Source organism: Pseudomonas sp. B21-051, assembly GCF_024748795.1.
GTDB lineage: Bacteria > Pseudomonadota > Gammaproteobacteria > Pseudomonadales > Pseudomonadaceae > Aquipseudomonas > Aquipseudomonas putida_A.
The window spans coordinates 1,558,360-1,575,568 of record NZ_CP087166.1; the positions used below are offsets into that span (position 1 = coordinate 1,558,360).

The 17,209-nt window shown below is 59.8% G+C and carries 15 protein-coding genes; 7 read left to right on the plus strand and 8 right to left on the minus strand.

What is annotated here, in order from left to right; all coding sequences use genetic code 11:
- Positions 1 to 151 precede the first annotated feature (151 nt).
- The 4 genes from hrpA to LOY52_RS07060 all read left to right on the plus strand — a co-directional run bounded on the left by hrpA (position 152) and on the right by LOY52_RS07060 (position 6,472).
- Positions 152 to 4,063, plus strand: coding sequence for an ATP-dependent RNA helicase HrpA (gene hrpA / locus LOY52_RS07045; RefSeq protein ID WP_258678895.1), 3,912 nt, complete (start codon positions 152 to 154; stop codon positions 4,061 to 4,063).
- 333 nt (positions 4,064 to 4,396) lie between these two features.
- The gene (locus LOY52_RS07050; protein ID WP_258678896.1) at positions 4,397 to 5,518 is read left to right on the plus strand and encodes a beta-ketoacyl-ACP synthase III; all 1,122 of its coding nucleotides are present in this window, start codon (positions 4,397 to 4,399) and stop codon (positions 5,516 to 5,518) included.
- A 106-nt stretch (positions 5,519 to 5,624) separates the two neighbouring features.
- The gene (locus LOY52_RS07055; RefSeq protein ID WP_258678897.1) at positions 5,625 to 6,239 is read left to right on the plus strand and encodes an RNA polymerase sigma factor; all 615 of its coding nucleotides are present in this window, start codon (positions 5,625 to 5,627) and stop codon (positions 6,237 to 6,239) included.
- The gene (locus LOY52_RS07060) at positions 6,233 to 6,472 is read left to right on the plus strand and encodes an anti-sigma factor (protein WP_123586865.1); all 240 of its coding nucleotides are present in this window, start codon (positions 6,233 to 6,235) and stop codon (positions 6,470 to 6,472) included. Before LOY52_RS07055 ends, LOY52_RS07060 begins: the two co-directional genes overlap by 7 nt.
- Before the next feature lie 168 nt (positions 6,473 to 6,640).
- On the opposite strand, the gene LOY52_RS07065 is transcribed toward LOY52_RS07060, so the two are convergent.
- Positions 6,641 to 7,963: a putative porin gene (locus LOY52_RS07065; protein WP_007966005.1), complete on the minus strand. Its 1,323-nt coding sequence runs from the start codon at positions 7,961 to 7,963 to the stop codon at positions 6,641 to 6,643.
- 279 nt (positions 7,964 to 8,242) lie between these two features.
- Between LOY52_RS07065 and LOY52_RS07070 the strand changes: the two genes are divergently transcribed.
- Positions 8,243 to 9,367 (plus strand): GNAT family N-acetyltransferase, encoded by a 1,125-nt coding sequence (locus LOY52_RS07070; protein ID WP_258678898.1) that lies wholly within the window; start codon positions 8,243 to 8,245, stop codon positions 9,365 to 9,367.
- A gap of 119 nt (positions 9,368 to 9,486) precedes the next feature.
- Here the strand turns inward: LOY52_RS07070 and LOY52_RS07075 are convergent, their stop codons facing one another.
- The 7 genes from LOY52_RS07075 to LOY52_RS07105 all read right to left on the minus strand — a co-directional run bounded on the left by LOY52_RS07075 (position 9,487) and on the right by LOY52_RS07105 (position 15,724).
- The gene (locus LOY52_RS07075) at positions 9,487 to 9,825 is read right to left on the minus strand and encodes a hypothetical protein (protein WP_258678899.1); all 339 of its coding nucleotides are present in this window, start codon (positions 9,823 to 9,825) and stop codon (positions 9,487 to 9,489) included.
- 164 nt (positions 9,826 to 9,989) lie between these two features.
- Positions 9,990 to 10,262 (minus strand): hypothetical protein, encoded by a 273-nt coding sequence (locus tag LOY52_RS07080; RefSeq protein ID WP_258678900.1) that lies wholly within the window; start codon positions 10,260 to 10,262, stop codon positions 9,990 to 9,992.
- Between the two features lie 188 nt (positions 10,263 to 10,450).
- Positions 10,451 to 11,146, minus strand: a complete 696-nt coding sequence (gene aqpZ / locus LOY52_RS07085) for an aquaporin Z (protein WP_258678901.1) — start codon at positions 11,144 to 11,146, stop codon at positions 10,451 to 10,453.
- 348 nt (positions 11,147 to 11,494) lie between these two features.
- Complete coding sequence (locus LOY52_RS07090) at positions 11,495 to 13,327, minus strand: ABC transporter ATP-binding protein (protein WP_258678902.1); 1,833 nt, start codon at positions 13,325 to 13,327, stop codon at positions 11,495 to 11,497.
- Positions 13,328 to 13,415: 88 nt separating this feature from the next.
- A complete protein-coding gene (locus LOY52_RS07095) occupies positions 13,416 to 13,979 on the minus strand; it encodes a peptidylprolyl isomerase (RefSeq protein ID WP_007966001.1) in 564 nt (187 codons plus the stop codon).
- A gap of 3 nt (positions 13,980 to 13,982) precedes the next feature.
- Entirely contained in the window at positions 13,983 to 14,786 is an 804-nt protein-coding gene (locus tag LOY52_RS07100) for an alpha/beta fold hydrolase (RefSeq protein WP_258678903.1), read from the minus strand.
- 14 nt (positions 14,787 to 14,800) lie between these two features.
- Entirely contained in the window at positions 14,801 to 15,724 is a 924-nt protein-coding gene (locus tag LOY52_RS07105) for a LysR family transcriptional regulator (RefSeq protein ID WP_027614550.1), read from the minus strand.
- 49 nt (positions 15,725 to 15,773) lie between these two features.
- Between LOY52_RS07105 and LOY52_RS07110 the strand changes: the two genes are divergently transcribed.
- The gene (locus LOY52_RS07110; protein ID WP_258678904.1) at positions 15,774 to 16,088 is read left to right on the plus strand and encodes a 3-phosphoglycerate kinase; all 315 of its coding nucleotides are present in this window, start codon (positions 15,774 to 15,776) and stop codon (positions 16,086 to 16,088) included.
- 229 nt (positions 16,089 to 16,317) lie between these two features.
- Positions 16,318 to 16,917 carry an FMN-dependent NADH-azoreductase gene (locus tag LOY52_RS07115; protein WP_096796629.1) on the plus strand — a complete coding sequence of 200 codons (600 nt, stop codon included), beginning with the start codon at positions 16,318 to 16,320 and terminating at the stop codon, positions 16,915 to 16,917.
- Positions 16,918 to 17,209: the final 292 nt, after the last annotated feature.

Genomic DNA, 17,209 nt, shown 5'->3' on the forward strand with positions numbered 1-17,209 from the left:
CGCAGGCTGCGATCTTTTGATTTTGCTTTTAAAAAAACAACATCAAAAGATCGCAGCCTTCGGCAGCTCCCACAGGGTAAGCAGGTCAATCGAGGGCAAAATCTGCGACAATCGCCCCCCTGCATAAACAGACGACCGAATTGCGTACCCGATGACCGACGAATCGCCCTCCATCGACAAACTGCTGAAAAACCTCGATCACGCCATGCTCGCCGACCGTCACCGGCTGCGGCGGCAGTTGCTTGAGCTGCGCAAGAAACCCGACGAGGCCAAACTGGCCCAGTGGGTGGCGCGCATGCAGGCGTCCTGCGATCAGGTGCTGGCGCGCCGTGCCAGCCTGCCGGTGATTCGTTACGACGACAGCCTGCCGATTGCCGCCAAGCGCGACGAAATCAAGGCAGCGCTGGAGAAGCATCAGGTGCTGATCATCGCTGGCGAAACCGGCTCGGGTAAAACCACCCAGTTGCCGAAGATCTGCCTGGAAATCGGTCGCGGCCAGCATGGCTTGATCGGCCACACCCAGCCACGCCGAATCGCTGCGCGCAGTGTCGCCAGCCGGGTCGCCGAAGAACTCGGCACACCGCTCGGTTCGCTGGTCGGCTATCAGGTGCGCTTCGAAGATCAGAGCGATTCCAACACCCTGATCAAGCTGATGACCGACGGCATCCTGCTGGCGGAAACCCAGAACGACCGCTACCTCGAGCGCTACGACACGATCATCGTCGACGAAGCCCACGAACGCAGCCTGAACATCGACTTTCTGCTCGGTTACCTGAAAACCCTGCTGCCGCGTCGCCCGGATCTGAAAGTCATCATCACCTCGGCGACCATCGATCTGGAGCGCTTCTCCAGGCATTTCGACGATGCGCCGATTGTCGAGGTGTCCGGTCGCACCTTCCCGGTGGACACCTGGTATCGCCCGCTGACCCTGGAGCAGGATGAAGAGGGCAACCGTGTCGAAGACGACCTGACCGTGGATCAGGCGATCCTCGCCACCCTCGACGAAATTGCCGCCTACGAGCGCAGCGAACGCCGCAGTCCCGGCGATGTGCTGGTGTTCCTGCCCGGCGAGCGCGAGATCCGCGATGCCGCCGACATGCTGCGCAAGGCCCAGCTCAAACACACCGAAATCCTGCCGCTGTACGCGCGCCTGTCGCCGGCCGAACAGCAGCGGATTTTCCAGTCGCATCCGGGGCGGCGCGTGGTGTTGGCAACCAACGTTGCCGAGACCTCGCTGACCGTGCCGGGCATCCGTTACGTGATCGACAGCGGCACCGCGCGCATCAGTCGCTACAGCTATCGCGCCAAGGTTCAGCGCCTGCCGATCGAAGCGATCTCCCAGGCCAGCGCCAATCAGCGTAAAGGTCGCTGCGGCCGGGTCGAGCCGGGGATCTGCGTGCGCCTGTACAGCGAGGAAGATTTCCTCGGTCGCCCGGAATTCACCGATCCGGAAATTCTGCGCACCAACCTTGCCGCCGTGATCTTGCAGATGCTGCATTTGCGCCTCGGCGAAATCACTGCGTTCCCGTTCATCGAACCGCCCGATGGCAAGGCGATCAGCGACGGTTTCAACCTGCTGCAAGAACTCTCGGCGGTGGACCGCAATAGTCAGCTGACCCCGCTCGGGCGCCAGTTGGCGCGCTTGCCGGTCGATCCGCGCATGGGCCGCATGTTGCTGGAAGCGGCAAAACTCGGCAGCCTGCAGGAAGTACTGATCGTCGCCAGCGCGATGTCGATTCAGGATCCGCGCGAGCGTCCGCCGGAGCGTCAGCAAGCAGCCGATCAGGCCCACGCACAATGGAAAGACAGCGATTCGGACTTCGCCGGGCTGGTCAATCTGTGGCGTGGTTTTGAAGAGCAGCGCCAGGCGCTGACCGCCAGTCCGCTGCGTAACTGGTGCCGGAAGAATTTCCTCAATTATCTGCGTCTGCGCGAGTGGCGTGACTCTCATCGCCAGTTGAGCCTGATCTGCCGCGACATGCAGTTGAGCCTCAACAAGGAACCGGCGGATTACCCGAAACTGCACAAAGCAGTATTGGTCGGCCTGCTCAGCCAGATCGGTCAGAAAACCGAGGACGGCGATTACCTTGGCGCCCGTCAGCGGCGTTTCTGGATTCACCCGTCGTCGGGCATCGGCAAGAAACGTCCGCAGTGGCTGATGACCGCCGAACTGGTGGAAACCACCAAACTTTACGCGCGGATGGTCGCCAAGATCGATGCCGACTGGATCGAGCCGCTGGCCGGGCATCTGATCAAGAAAAACCATTTCGAACCGCACTGGGAGAAGAAGCGCGGCCAGGTCGTGGCCTACGAGCAGATCACCCTGTTCGGGCTGATCGTGGTCGGTCGCCGCCCGGTGCATTACGGCCCGGTGGATCCGGTGGTCTCGCGTGAGCTGTTTATCCGCGAAGGTCTGGTGCGCGGCGAGATTCAGTCGAAAGCCAAGTGCCTGACCGCCAACAAGCAGTTGCTCGAGCAGCTCGACGAACTGGAGGCCAAGGCCCGGCGCCGCGACATTCTCGCTGACGAAGAAACCCTGTACGCGTTCTACGATGCGCGCTTGCCGGCGGAGATTCACCAGACCGCGACCTTCGACAGCTGGTATCGGGTCAACAGCCAGAAAGACCCGCAACTGCTGATCATGCGCGAAGAAGACGTACTGGCTCGCGAGGCCAGTGAAGTCACCGCGCGCGACTACCCGGACACGCTGCACATCGGTGATCTGGAACTGGCGCTCAGTTATCACTTCGAACCCAATCACCCGCGCGACGGCGTGACCCTGCGCGTGCCGGCACCGCTGCTGCCGATGCTGCCGCCGGAACGTCTGGAATGGCTGGTGCCGGGGCTGATCGAGGCCAAGTGCATTGCGCTGGTGCGCAATCTGCCGAAAGCCTTGCGCAAGAACTTCGTGCCGGTGCCGGACTTCATCAAGGCGGCGTTGCAGCGCATGACCTTCGCCGAGGGCTCGCTGCCGCAAGCGCTCGGTCGCGAGTTGCTGCGCATGACCGGCGCACGCGTCAGCGATGAAGCATGGGCGGAAGCGGCGCAGCAGGTCGAAAGCCATCTGCGGATGAACCTGGAAATCGTCGACGGCCAGGGCAAGTTCCTCGGCGAGGGCCGCGATCTGGCCGAGCTTACCGCGCGTTTTGCCGAAGCCAGCCAGGCGGCTTTGGCGGTGCCGCAGAGTGCGAAAAGTCAGCAACCGGTGGAGGCCAAGGTCTTCGCCCCGGTGGCGGAAAAGACGCAGCAGAAGATTGCCGGATTGTCGATGACGGTCTATCCGGCGCTGGTGGAAGAGGGCGGCACAGTCAAGGAAGGGCGGTTCTCGACCCCGGCCGAAGCCGAGTTCCAGCATCGTCGCGCCTTACAGCGGCTGCTGCTGCAGCAACTGGCCGAGCCGGCGAAGTTCCTGCGCAGCAAACTGCCGGGTATCACCGAGTTGGGCCTGCTGTATCGCGAGCTGGGCCGAGTGGATGCGCTGGTCGAAGACATTCTGCTCGCCAGTCTCGACAGCTGCATTCTGGAAGGCGAAGACCCGTTGCCGCGTGACGGCGCCGGGCTCGCCGCATTGGCTGAACGCAAACGCGGCAGCTGGACCGAACACGCCGAGCGCGTGGCGCGGCTGACGCTGGAGATTCTCAAGCTGTGGCACGGCCTGCAAAAACGCTTCAAGGGCAAGATCGATCTGGCGCAGGCTGTGGCGCTGAATGACATCAAACAGCAAATCAGCCATCTGGTATATCCGGGTTTCGTCCGGGAAACGCCGATGCAATGGCTCAAGGAATTGCCGCGCTATCTGAAGGCGGTCGAGCAGCGTTTCGAGAAGCTCGGTGCGCAGGTGCAGAAGGATCGAGTGTGGAGCGGCGAACTCGCCGGTCTCTGGGCGCAATACCAGACTCGTGCCGCCAAGCATGCCCAGGAAGGCAAACGCGATCCGCAGCTTGAGTTGTACCGCTGGTGGCTGGAGGAATACCGGGTGTCGCTGTTCGCCCAGCAGTTGGGGACGAAAGCACCGATCTCGGACAAACGGCTGAGCAAGCAGTGGAGTCAGGTCGAGGCCTGATCCCCAACTCCGCATCGCCCCTGTAGGAGCTGCCGCAGGCTCGGGCCGCGATCGGACGATCTTTTGATTTTGCTTTTTAAAAGATCAAGATCAAAAGATCGCAGCCTGCGGCAGCTCCTACAGGGAGTGCGTTTTGCGGGAGAAGGCGCCAAAAGCCAAGGTTTATGGCAAACTTCGCGACCATAAATGCCGGTTTCGCGACCCAGAGCCTTCGGCGAAGTCACGGGCGGCAAGAAAAGATGCCAGGTCAGCGTCCCCGGACGGGAATAGACCCTTTGTGTGTTGGTACGTCGGTGCCAGCGCTTTCTGCCTGAACAGATTAGAGAAACGACCATGCATAACGTCGTCATCAGCGGCACCGGCCTGTACACCCCGGCCAACAGCATCTCCAACGAAGAGCTGGTGCAGTCTTTCAATACCTACGTCGCGCAGTTCAACGCCGACAACGCCGACGCCATCGCCAGCGGTAAAGTCCAGGCACTGACCGAATCCAGCGCCGCGTTCATCGAAAAGGCGTCGGGCATCAAGAGCCGCTTTGTCATGGACAAGGACGGCATTCTCGATCCGCAACGCATGGCCCCGCGTCTGCCGGAGCGTTCCAACGACGAATGGTCGGTGCTGTGCCAGATGGCCATCGGCGCCGCTGAACAGGCGCTGCAACGTGCCGGCAAGACCGCCGCCGACATCGACGGTGTGATCGTTGCCTGCTCCAATCTGCAACGCGCCTACCCGGCCATCGCCATCGAAGTCCAGGAAGCACTGGGCATTCAGGGTTTCGGTTTCGACATGAACGTCGCCTGCTCCTCAGCGACCTTCGGCATTCAGGCCGCAGCCAACAGCGTGCAACTGGGCCAGGCCCGGGCGATCCTGATGGTCAACCCGGAAGTCTGCACCGGTCACCTGAACTTCCGCGACCGCGACAGCCACTTCATCTTCGGTGACGCGGCGACGGCGGTGATCATCGAGCGCGCTGACCTGGCGACGTCCAAGTACCAGTTCGACGTGGTCAGCACCAAACTGCTGACCAAGTTCTCCAACAACATCCGCAACAACTTCGGCTTCCTCAACCGCGCCGCGGAAGAGGGCATCGGTACCCGCGACAAGCTATTCGTGCAGGAAGGCCGCAAGGTGTTCAAGGACGTCTGCCCGATGGTTGCCGAGCTGATCGGCGAACACCTGGAAGAGAACAAGCTCAACGTTGGCGACGTCAAGCGCTTCTGGCTGCACCAGGCCAACCTGAGCATGAACCACCTGATCGTGCGCAAGCTGCTGGGCCGTGAAGCCTCCGAAGAAGAAGCACCGGTGATTCTCGACACCTACGCCAACACCAGCTCTGCCGGCTCGGTGATTGCCTTCCACAAATATCAGGACGATCTGGCCAGTGGATCGCTGGCGGTATTGAGCTCGTTCGGCGCCGGTTACTCGATCGGCAGCGTGATTCTGCGCAAGCGCTGAGTGCGCCTGAAAAGATCGCAGCCTGCGGCAGCTCCTACACTGATCTCTGTAGGAGCTGCCGCAGGCTGCGATCTTTTGCTTTCGACCATCTGAAAACGAGGCGTGCATGGCCGCAACGGACGACACCCAACTGCTCGAACGCCTGCTCGCCGGTGAGCAAAATGCTTTCAAGGAACTGGTCAGCACCTACCAGAGCGCCATGCGCGCCGTGGCGTATGCCATCGTCGGCCAGCGCCATGTTGAAGAGGTGGTGCAGGATGCCTGGCTCTCCGTGGTGCGCCATATCGGTAGCTTCGAAGGACGTTCCAGTCTCAAGACCTGGCTGCTGACCATCACCGCCAACTCGGCCAAGAGCCGCTACAAACAAAACCGCCGCGAAGTGTTGATGGATGATCTGCCGTCACCCCACGGTATCATCGATGACGATCGCTTTTCTCCCGGTGACGGCCATTGGCTGGTGGCGCCGTTCGCCTGGCATCAGGACACCCCGGAAGCCTTGCTCACCGAAAGCGAATTGCGTGATTGCCTTGAGCACACTTTGCTCAGTCTGTCGGAACTGCAAAGCAGCGTGTTGCTGCTGCGCGAACGCCAGGGCCTGGAGCTGGAAGAGATCTGTAATCTTCTGGAGATCTCGCTCTCCAATGTCCGTGTGCTGCTGCATCGTGCGCGGCTGAAAGTCTTCGCCACGGTGGAGCATTTTGAGGAGACTGGCGAATGCTGACCTGCAAGGAACAAGTAGCGCGCTCCAGCGATTATCTCGATGGCCAATTGAGCTTTCGCGAGAAACTGTTGGTGCGCCATCACCTGATGTTCTGCCCCAACTGTCGACGCTTCATTCGTCAGATGCGTTTGATGCAGGCTACGTTGAAGGCGATGCCGGAGAAGCCGCAAGAGGGTGTGGACGCGCTGGCCGAACGCCTGGCCGAGCAACGCCGCAAGGATAATCTCCTGTAGGAGCTGCCGCAGGCTGCGATCTTTTGATCTTGTTTTGAAGATCAAAAGATCGCAGCCTGCGGCAGCTCCTACAGGTTTTTTGCATTCTGCAGAAATAGCCCGACGCGGGAGGAAACGAACGGATGATGGGGATCGTCCCGCCCGTGTCAGGCTAGAGGGTGACGCGTTTTAGAACTTCGCTTCCGCATCCAGCTGCAGGGTGTTGGTGTCTGCGTCACGCTGGGTACGGCTGGAGAAGTCGGCCTTGGTCAGGAAGTACGTGGCGCCGATGGCGAAGTTCTTGTCGATGTCGTAACCGACCTTGAACTTGTGTCCACGGGAACCGGTGGTGCCGTTGGCGAAGTCGGAGTCGGTAAACGCGCCGACCACGGCATCACGCTGTACGTCACGATAGTTATAGTCCAGGTTCAGACCGAAGACTTTCGACTTGGCGCCGACCAGCCACGCGGTATCGGCGTCGGTCACGGCATCGTTGTTCTTCACGTACTGGCCGTAGAACGACAACGGCATTGGCAGGCCACCGATGTCGATCTGGCTGAAGCCTTCGTACAAGCGGAACTCGTTGTTGGCCGAGTTGCCGTTGACCGACAGCGCGCACGGTGTGGACGTTCCGGTGCAGCGGCTGTCTTCGTCGTTCTGGTAGGCGTAGACGCTGCCGCCCAGGGTCAGTTTCAGGTTGTCGGTGATCGCGAAGCGGCTACCCAACTGGCCAGCAGTCAGGCGCAGGTCGTGACGGAATTGCACGCCTTCACCATCGACGTTGTCCTTGAGGGTGTAGTTACCCAGGCTGCCGAACAGTTCGGCGCTGCTGCCCAGTGGGTATTTGTAGGTAACGGCCAGACCTTCCGGGTTGATGTCGCTATCCCAGATCACGTCACCCATGCTGACCCACGGTTGCAGCATCTTGCCGCCGATCACGTGCAGGTTCTTGATCGCGTCCGGGTGGTAGTCGATGTAACCCAGGTCCAGCCAGATCTGCTTCTTGTCGAAGTAGTTGTCCATGTCCTGATTGGTCGAGCGGGCATCGTCGCCGCCGCCGGTGGCGATACGAATACCGGTGTCCACTTGCGGGTTGATCTCGGTGTAAGCACCCAGACGTGCGCGGATACGCTGGCGATCCTTGTCACGGCCACCGTTGTTGGATTCGCCGTCGATCTTCACGGTCTCCTGACGAATACGCACGTCACCCTTGAACTGGGTCTTGGCGGCCCAGGCGAGTTTCTGGTCGAAGGAGCTCAGCTCGTTGGTTTTCTTCGCGGTTGCCGCGATTTGCTCGTTGGTCTCTTGCTGCGCCTGCTGCGCGATTTGCTGAGCCTTCTGATCCTTGGCCAGTTCAGTTTGCAGTTCGATGTACTGCGCCTGGGAAATGGAACCGTTGGCCTTGAGCATGTCGAGCAGTTTGGCGTCGACTGCAGCACTGGCCGGAACGCTCATGGCCAGCAACAGGCCACCGCACAGGGCCGCCGCAGTTTTCGTGGAAGCAAGACGCATGGCAATCTCCGAAGATGAGAGGGGATGGCTGAACCATCCTGGGCACACCGACGCGCACGTCGGAAAACAGTGTCCGGGTAGAACCCGGCGCTCTAAAAACAGGAGCGAGTATCGCGATGGTTTATGACAGAGCAGTGGCTAAGTGATGTCATGTCGATGACGATACAAAGTCCTCGTGAACTATTGAGTTAGAGCACTGTCGCCCGAATGAGCGTGTGCAATGGATGCCGATCAGCGATACTCGCGGGGCTTTGACGCCAAGATGTGGAGAGCCAGTTGATGCCGTTGCAACGTCTGCAAAACCTGTCAGAAATCGTCCCGGCGACATGGGACGCGCTGGTGCCCGAAAACCAGCCGTTTTTGCGCCATGCGTTCCTCAGCGCACTGGAAGACAGCGGTAGCGTCGGACCCCATACCGGCTGGCAGCCCGAGCATCTGCTGCACGTCGAAGACGATCGGCTGATCGCGGCGTTGCCCAGTTACCGCAAGTGGCATTCCTACGGCGAGTACGTGTTCGATCACGGCTGGGCCGATGCCTGTGCCCGCGCCGGCATCGATTACTATCCCAAGCTGCTGACGGCGGTGCCGTTCAGTCCGGTCAGCGGGCCACGTTTGCTGGCCGCCCGGGTCGAGGACGGTTTCGAGCTGCTCAAGAGCCTGCCGGGTTATCTGGAAATCGAAGGGCTTTCCAGCGCGCACATCAACTTCACCGACCCGTTCACCGATGCCGCGATGGTCGAACAGCCGGGCTGGCTGCAGCGCATCGGCTGTCAGTATCACTGGCAGAATCGCGGTTACCGGGACTTCCAGGATTTTCTCGACGTGCTCAGCTCGCGCAAGCGCAAGCAGATGCGTAAAGAGCGCGAGCAAGTGGCGGGGCAAGGCTTCGAGTTCGAATGGCTGGAGGGGCGCGAGCTGGACGAATCGCAATGGGATTTTGTCTACGCCTGCTACGCCAATACTTATGCCGTGCGCCGACAGGCGCCGTACCTGACGCGGGAGTTTTTCAGTCTGCTGGCTGCGCGGATGCCAGAGGCAATTCGGGTGGTCTTCGCCAGGCACGGTTCACGTCCGGTGGCGATGGCGTTCAGTCTGGTTGGGGGCGACAGCTTCTACGGACGCTATTGGGGCTGTCTGGCCGAGTTCGACCGGCTGCACTTCGAGACGTGTTTCTATCAGGGCATGGACTATGCGATTGCGCAGGGGTATCAGCGCTTTGATGCGGGAGCTCAGGGGGAACATAAACTGATTCGCGGTTTTGAACCGGTGATCACCCACTCGTGGCACTACCTGCGTCATCCGGGTCTGAAGGCCGCAGTAAAAGACTTTTTGCAGCAGGAACGTGCGGGGGTGTTGGCTTATGCAGCAGAGGCGGTCACGGCTCTTCCTTATAAACAGACTTGATGTATTCACCGGGGGGCGATGGCACGAATTGCAAGGTGACAGCACAAGACCCGAATGATTCGGGCCTTGTGCTTTCCACTTTAGGTGTGCCCCGCTATTAAACAGGCCAAGACAAGAAGTTAGAAACCTGCACCGGCAAAGCAATTCGCCAGGCCCTTCTCGGCGGCCACTTTGTCAAACTCTTCGATAGTGGCAATCGACGAGTAATAATAAATCATCAGGCTGGGTTTTTTGGCAATTCTGCAAGTGTATACATTGGCCGGTCGCTCGCATTGCGTAACGCCGGTACCGCCATTTACCGAGCACTTTATCTCCGGGCGTACTTCAGACAACGCTTCAGCGATGTTGAATCCAATAGGGCTGTCACTGTCCACGGTTGGCGACAGCATCGCCGAGGCGAAACCCGAATAAGTGGCAGCGATGAATAAGGACAGGATAATGGTTTTGTAGTTTTTCATTTTCGTTGACTCGATTTTTAGTGTTGTTCTATGCGAATTGGTTTGGTAGTGCGTGACGTGCGTGATCGCCGGAGTTTCCGTTATTGGAAGCTGCCGACATCAAAGCGCGACTCTGCTCGAAGTGGCAGTGTGCGCCTGATACAACCCGTGTCGATCAGCGACTGTCACCACTCCCAATGGGTGGCGTTATCTTTGTCCAGCCAGACTTTGCAGTTCTTTAAACCCAATGTCTTGGCGGAATCGGTATTCATGAATTCTTCGGCGGTGTTCGCTTCATGATAAAAGCGTTTGAACTTCCAGATGTAATGCTTGAAGTCGTCGCTGTACTGCTGGCAGCGATAAACATTGGTGGTTCCGTTTTCGGCAGCGAACGCGCTGCTCTGCATCAGGCCAGTAGTCAGTGCAAGGGCAATCATGCTCTTGATCAAAGTATTCATGTCTCAGTCCTTGAGAAGCTAATGTTTTCGTGGGTTGGTAAAGTTGCTGGGGTTCACGCTTTTAAAGTAATGCGGATGTTCGGGAATGTCAGCGATTTCGCTGTTTCAGGATGTTTGATGTTGCTGGGGAGTTAGTTGAAAAGCCGCATCGCCAGTTATAGCGATGCGGCTTTTAAGTTGAGCGGTATTCAGTTCTTTTCAGCGCTTAGCGAGCGATAGATGACGCCGCCAATCACTGCGCCCATCAAAGGTGCGACCCAGAACATCCACAACTGCGCAATCGCCCAGCCGCCGACCATCAGCGCCGGCCCGGTGCTACGCGCGGGGTTGACCGAAGTGTTGGTGACCGGAATCGAGATCAGGTGAATCAGGGTCAGACCCAGGCCGATGGCAATCGGTGCGAGGCCCGCCGGGGCGCGTTTGTCGGTGGCGCCGAGGATGATGATCACGAACATCCCGGTCATCACCAGTTCGGTGACAAAGCCTGCCGCCATCGAGTATTTGCCCGGTGAATGCTCACCGTAACCGTTGGAGGCCAGGCCGGCGGCGATATCGAAGCCTTCCTTGCCGCTGGCGATGTAGTAGAGCAGCGCGGCGGCGAGTATCGCGCCGAGCACCTGGGCGACGATGTAGGCGGGTAGCTCCCTGGCCGGAAACCGCCCGCCGACCAACAACCCGACTGACACCGCGGGATTGAGGTTACAGCCGCTGATGTGGCCAATGGCGAACGCCATGGTCAGCACCGTCAGACCAAACGCCAGGGCCACCCCCAGCACCCCGATGCCCAGAGGCGAAGACGCGGCGAGCACCGCACTGCCACAACCACCCAGAACCAGCCAGAACGTACCCAACAACTCAGTAACTGAACGTTTGAACAGAGACATGAGAGAGTCCTTGATAGGCGTGCTATCGAGACTGTATCGAGTTGTGCTTCCTTGCGATTTACGACAGGTTCACTGCTGGAACCTTGGCTGAGTACAGCACGCTTTGGATGGATTTCCAGCAGCCATGAAAAAACCGCCAGGGCCCGTGTTTGGCGGGCCGGGGCGGTTTTCTGGCGGGCAGGCATTGTGTGGCGAGGGAGCTTGCTCCCGCTGGACAGCGAAGGTGTCCCAAAACTATCTGCACCGGTAGTGTCAGACTCGCACAGTTGGCGGGCTTTGCGCCTGCTGCGCAGCCGAGCGGGAGCAAGCTCCCTCGCCACAAAAGCTCACAAAATCAGGTATTTGTGATCAATCGATCCCGACAAATCCCCCGGTCTGATGTGCCCACAACCGCGCATACAATCCGCCATGCGCCAGCAGCTCGGCGTGGGTGCCGCTCTCGGCGATCTTGCCGTTTTCCAGCACCACCAGCCGATCCATACGGGCGATGGTCGAGAGGCGGTGAGCAATGGCGATCACGGTTTTGCCTTGCATCAGGGTTTCCAGGCTTTCCTGAATCGCCGCTTCGACCTCCGAGTCGAGTGCAGAGGTCGCTTCGTCCATGATCAGGATCGGCGCGTCCTTGAGCAGCACCCGGGCAATCGCGATGCGCTGACGCTGGCCGCCGGACAGTTTCACCCCGCGTTCGCCGACGTGCGCGTCGAAACCGGTGCGGCCCTCAGCGTCCGACAGCAGCGGAATGAACTCGTCGGCGCGGGCCTTGTGCACCGCGTCCCAGAGTTCGGCGTCGGTGGCGTCAGGCTTGCCGTACAGCAAGTTGTCGCGGATCGAGCGATGCAGCAGGGAGGTGTCCTGCGTAATCATGCCGATCCGTGCGCGCAGGCTTTCCTGGCCGACTTCGGCGATGTTCTGCCCATCGATCAGGATGCGTCCGCCCTCTACGTCATACAGGCGCAGCAGCAGGTTGACCAAGGTCGATTTACCGGCGCCGGACGGCCCGATCAGGCCGATTTTCTCGCCGGGTTTAATGTTCAGGTTGAGGTCGCCGATGATGCCTTTCTTCTTGCCGTAGTGAAAATCCACATGCTCGAAACGCACTTCGCCACGGGCCACGGCCAGCGGTTTGGCCTGTTCGCGATCGGTAACGCTGACCGGTTGCGAGATGGTCTGCAGACCGTCCTGGACCATGCCGATGTTCTCGAAAATGCCGGTGACCACCCACATGATCCAGCCGGACATGTTGACGATGCGGATCACCAGACCGGTGGCCAGGGCGATCGCGCCGACGGTGATCAGCGACTGCGTCCACAGCCACAGCGCCAGTGCGGTGGTGCCGACGATCAGCAGGCCGTTCATGGTGGTGATCGCCACGTCCATGCTGGTCACCACGCGTCCGGCCATCTGTGCCTTGACTGTCTGTTCTTCGATGGCTTCCCTGGCGTAATGCTGTTCGAAATTGGTGTGGGCGAACAGCTTCAGGGTGGCGATGTTGGTGTAGCCGTCGACGATCCGCCCCATGAGTTTCGAGCGCGCGTCGGAAGCTTCCACCGAACGCTCTTTCACCCGTGGCACGAAGTAATACAGCGCGCCAATGTAGGCGGCGATCCACGTCAGCAGCGGGATCATCAGGCGCCAGTCGGCTTCGGCGAACAGCACCAGCGAACTGATCGCGTAGATCACCACGTGCCACAGCGCATCCACCGCTTGCACTGCTGAATCGCGCAGCGAGTTGCCGGTCTGCATGATGCGCTGGGCGATACGCCCGGCGAAGTCGTTCTGGAAGAAATTCAGGCTCTGCTTGAGCACGTAGCTGTGGTTCTGCCAGCGGATCATGCTGGTCATGCCGGGGCTCAGGGTCTGGTGCACCAGCAGGTCGTGCAGGCCGAAAAAGATCGGCCGCAGTACCAGGGCGACCACCACCATCCACGTCAGTTCGAGGGCATGGTCGCTGAAAAAATTCGGGTTGGGCGTGCCCTGGGCCAGGTCGATGATGCGGCTCAGGTAACTGAACAGCGCCACTTCGATCAACGCGGCAAACAGGCCGACGACGAGCAGGGCGGCAAAGCTCGGCCAGACCTGCTTGAGGTAATAGGTGTAGAAGGGCCAGACACGATCCGGCGGGGAGGCCGTGGGGGCGTCGCGGAATATGTCGATCAGTTGTTCGAAACGGCGATAGAGCATCAGATAACCGCCCGGATCCCGGGCTCTCCTTTTATCGGTGTGAGCGGCGTGGCGTCAGGCCAGCGCCGCTCGAAACGCCCTGTACAGCTTAGTCGATGACTTTGGCCGACTTGATGATCACAGGGTCGACAGGCACGTTTTGCATGCCTTGTTTGGTAGTGGTCTGCGAGTTGACGATGATGTCGACCACGTCCATGCCTTTTACCACTTTGGCGAATACCGCGTAGCCGGCGTCACGGCCCGGATCGAGGAAGGCGTTGTCGGCCACGTTGATGAAGAACTGGCTGGTAGCCGAATCAGGGTTGGAGGTGCGTGCCATCGACAGGGTGCCACGAACGTTATGCAAGCCATTGCTGGCTTCGTTCTTGATCGGCGCCTTGGTGTCTTTCTGCTGCATCTGTGGCGTGAAGCCGCCGCCCTGAGCCATGAAGCCTGGGATCACGCGGTGGAAAATGGTGTTGGTGTAAAAGCCGCTGTTGACGTAATCCAGAAAGTTTTTGGTACTGATCGGCGCCTTGACCGGATCCAGTTCGATTTCGATCTGGCCGTTGGTGGTGTCCAGCAGCACGTGCGGCGCTTTGGCCGGGGTGGCAGCCATCAGGTTGGCAGCAAACAGCACGGTGCCGGCGGCGAGGGCGAGTTTTTTCAGCATGGGTCAGTGATCCTGAGATTGAGTATCGGCTGTGGCAAGGAACTCCAGCAGCGTTTGGTTAAAGCGTTCGGGTTGATCGAGCGGGGTGGCGTGGCGCGAATCGGCGATGACCACCAGCCGCGCATCGGGCAGCAGTTTTACATAGGTTTCTTTCAGTGCCGCCGGTGTGTAGTCACGGTCGGCAGTGACGATGAGGGTTGGACAGGTCACCCGGGAAAGTCGTTCCTGAACGCCCCAGCCAACGATCGCATCGAAGCTGGCGAGATAAGCACGTTTGTCGTTTTTTGCCCAGCGTTCGGCCATTTTCTGCCGCAGATCAGCTTGTTCAGGCTTGGGAAAAAGTTTGCCGCCCAGCGCCTTGCCGATGGTCGCCAGACTCAGCACACGCATCAGGCTCCAGCGCTTGAACCACTGCCAGTAGTCGTCGCGGCTGCGGAGTTTGACCTCGGGGGCGCTGTTGACGATGGTCAGGCTTTTCAGCATTTGCGGCTGATCGACGCCGAACTGAAAGCCGATCATCCCGCCCATCGACAGCCCGACGTAATGCACCGGGCCGAGTTTCAGGTGTTCGATCAACGCCAGCAGATCGGCGCTGAACCCGGCGATGCTGTAGCGCTCGCGAGGTTTGTCCGAGCGACCGTGACCACGTATATCCGGAACGATCACCCGGTAGTGCGCCGACAGCGCCGGGATCTGCATTTCCCAGTCCAGGGTGCTCGAACCCAGTCCGTGAACCAGCAGCAACGGGGTGCCGTGGCCATATTCCTCATAGTGCAGGTTGCAACCTTCATGTTCGAAATAGGCCATCGGTGAACTCCGTGTCAGGCTTGCTCAGGGGCGGCGAACGGTGCGTCCAGCGGCAAAGTGTCGAAGGTACGCAACAGTTCGATGAGGATTTGCGTTGCCGGGCCCAGCGGTTTGTCCTTGTTCGAATACAGATAGAAGCTCGGGTTGCGGCTGCCGCCCTGATCCAACGGTAGCAGCTTGAGCGTGCCTTCCTTCAATTCCCGTTCGATCATGTGTCGTGGCAGCCAGGCAAAGCCCAGGCCGCTGCTGACGAACGTGGCCGCCGTGGCGAGGCTGCCGACTGTCCAGCGCTGTTCGGCGCCGAGCCAGCCGACGTCGCGCGGCTGCTGGCGCCCAGAGTCGCGGATCACCACCTGCATCTGGGTTTCCAGGTCCTGGAAGCTCAGTTCGCGATTGAGCCGATGCAGCGCGTGATCCGGGTGGGCGACCGCGACAAATTCGACGTCGCTCAATTCAGCGCCGAGGTAGCCGGGGATGCTCAGGCCGGTGATCGCCAGATCGGCCACGCCCTCGAGCAAGACCTCTTCGACCCCGGACAACACCTCCTCGCGCAGACGCACGCGGCAGCCGCGACTCTGCGGCATGAAGGCGGTCAGCGCCCGCACGATGCGTGCGCTTGGGTAAGCCGCATCGACCACCAGCCGCACCTCGGCTTCCCAACCTTGCTCCATGTGGTGGGCGAGGTCTTCCAGTTGGCTGGCCTGTTTCACCAGTTGTCGCGAGCGGCGCAGCAGTACGCCGCCGGCTTCGGTGAGCACCGCTTTACGTCCGTCGATGCGCAGCAACGGCACGCCGAGCTGGTCCTGCATGCGGGCGACGGTGTAACTCACCGACGATTGCGAACGGTGCAGAACCTCGGCGGCCTGGGCGAAACCACCATGGTCGACCACGGCCTGCAATGTTCGCCATTGATCAAGGGTCACGCGGGGCGCTTTCATCAATAGCTCCTCTTGTCCTAAGCTGGCCGTCCCTCATGGAGACTGGCGAATGAAAAAATTCTGTTGTGTGGTGCTCGCGTTGCTGCCGCTGACTGCGTTTGCTTACCCGATCGATGTGCAGAAGAACCTCAATGGCTTGAAGATCGACTACGAGACTTTCGACACCGACAAAGACATCGGCTCCATCCGGGTCGCCAACTACGGTGATGTCGACGCGAGCTGCAAAGTCGCTTTCAACAATGGCCCGGAAGTACCGCGTACGCGCAACATCGAAGTCCCGGCCCGCAAGCATACGAATGCCACGGCCAAGTTCTCCCGCGAGATCATCAGGCTGCGCATCGATTTGAGCTGCAGCCCGAAATAACGGTCAATCCCTGTGGGAGCGAGCCTGCTCGCGAAGGCGTCGTGTCAGGCGATACCTTCTCTGACTGGTGCACCGCCTTCGCGAGCAGGCTCGCTCCCACAAGGTACAAACTGCATCTAAACGAATTATTCGATCTTTTGCAGCAATTATTTGCGCTTTTTCATCGATACAACCCTGTTTAACCTTCACTCCATCGACCTACAACATTCTCGGATGGAGACTACACACCATGTCCCGCGTTCTGATCATCGAAAGCAGTGCCCGCCAGCAAGATTCGGTTTCCCGTCAGCTGACCCAGACCTTCATCGGTCAGTGGAAAGCGGCGCATCCCAACGATCAGATCACCGTGCGTGACCTCGCCGTGAATCCCGTTCCACACCTGGACGCCAACCTGCTGGGCGGCTGGATGAAGCCTGCCGAGCAGCGCAATGCCAGCGAACAATCGTCGCTGGAGCGCTCCAACGAATTGACCGACGAATTGCTCGCCGCCGACGTACTGGTGATGGCTGCGCCGATGTACAACTTCGCGATCCCGAGCACCCTCAAGGCCTGGCTCGACCACGTGCTGCGTGCTGGCGTGACTTTCAAGTACACCGAAACCGGCCCGCAAGGCCTGCTCAGCGGCAAACGTGCCTACGTGCTCACCGCTCGCGGCGGGATCTATGCCGGCGGCCCGGCCGATCATCAGGAACCGTACCTGCGTCAGGTAATGGGTTTCATCGGCATCCATGACGTGACCTTCATTCACGCCGAAGGCATGAACCTGGGCGGTGACTTCCAGGAGAAGGGCCTGAATCAGGCCAACGCCAAACTGTCCCAGGTCGCTTGATATGTTAATCGCCAGATAATCGCCGCTTGTTTAAGTGACCTGGCGCAACCCCTTCAAGGCTCTACGCGCATCGAACCTCCCTTTGCACTTGTTGCTCCTGAGTGCTGTAGCCCGATTGAACGCTTTAGCGAGATCGGGCTTTTTTTTGCCTGGGATTTTTTGAACGACATAAAACTCCTTGTGGGAGCGAGCCTGCTCGCGAAAGCGGTGCATCAGACAAGTATCTGCCGTCTGGCACTCTGCCTTCGCGAGCAGGCTCGCTCCCACAGGGGAATTTTGTGTTTAGGGCTAT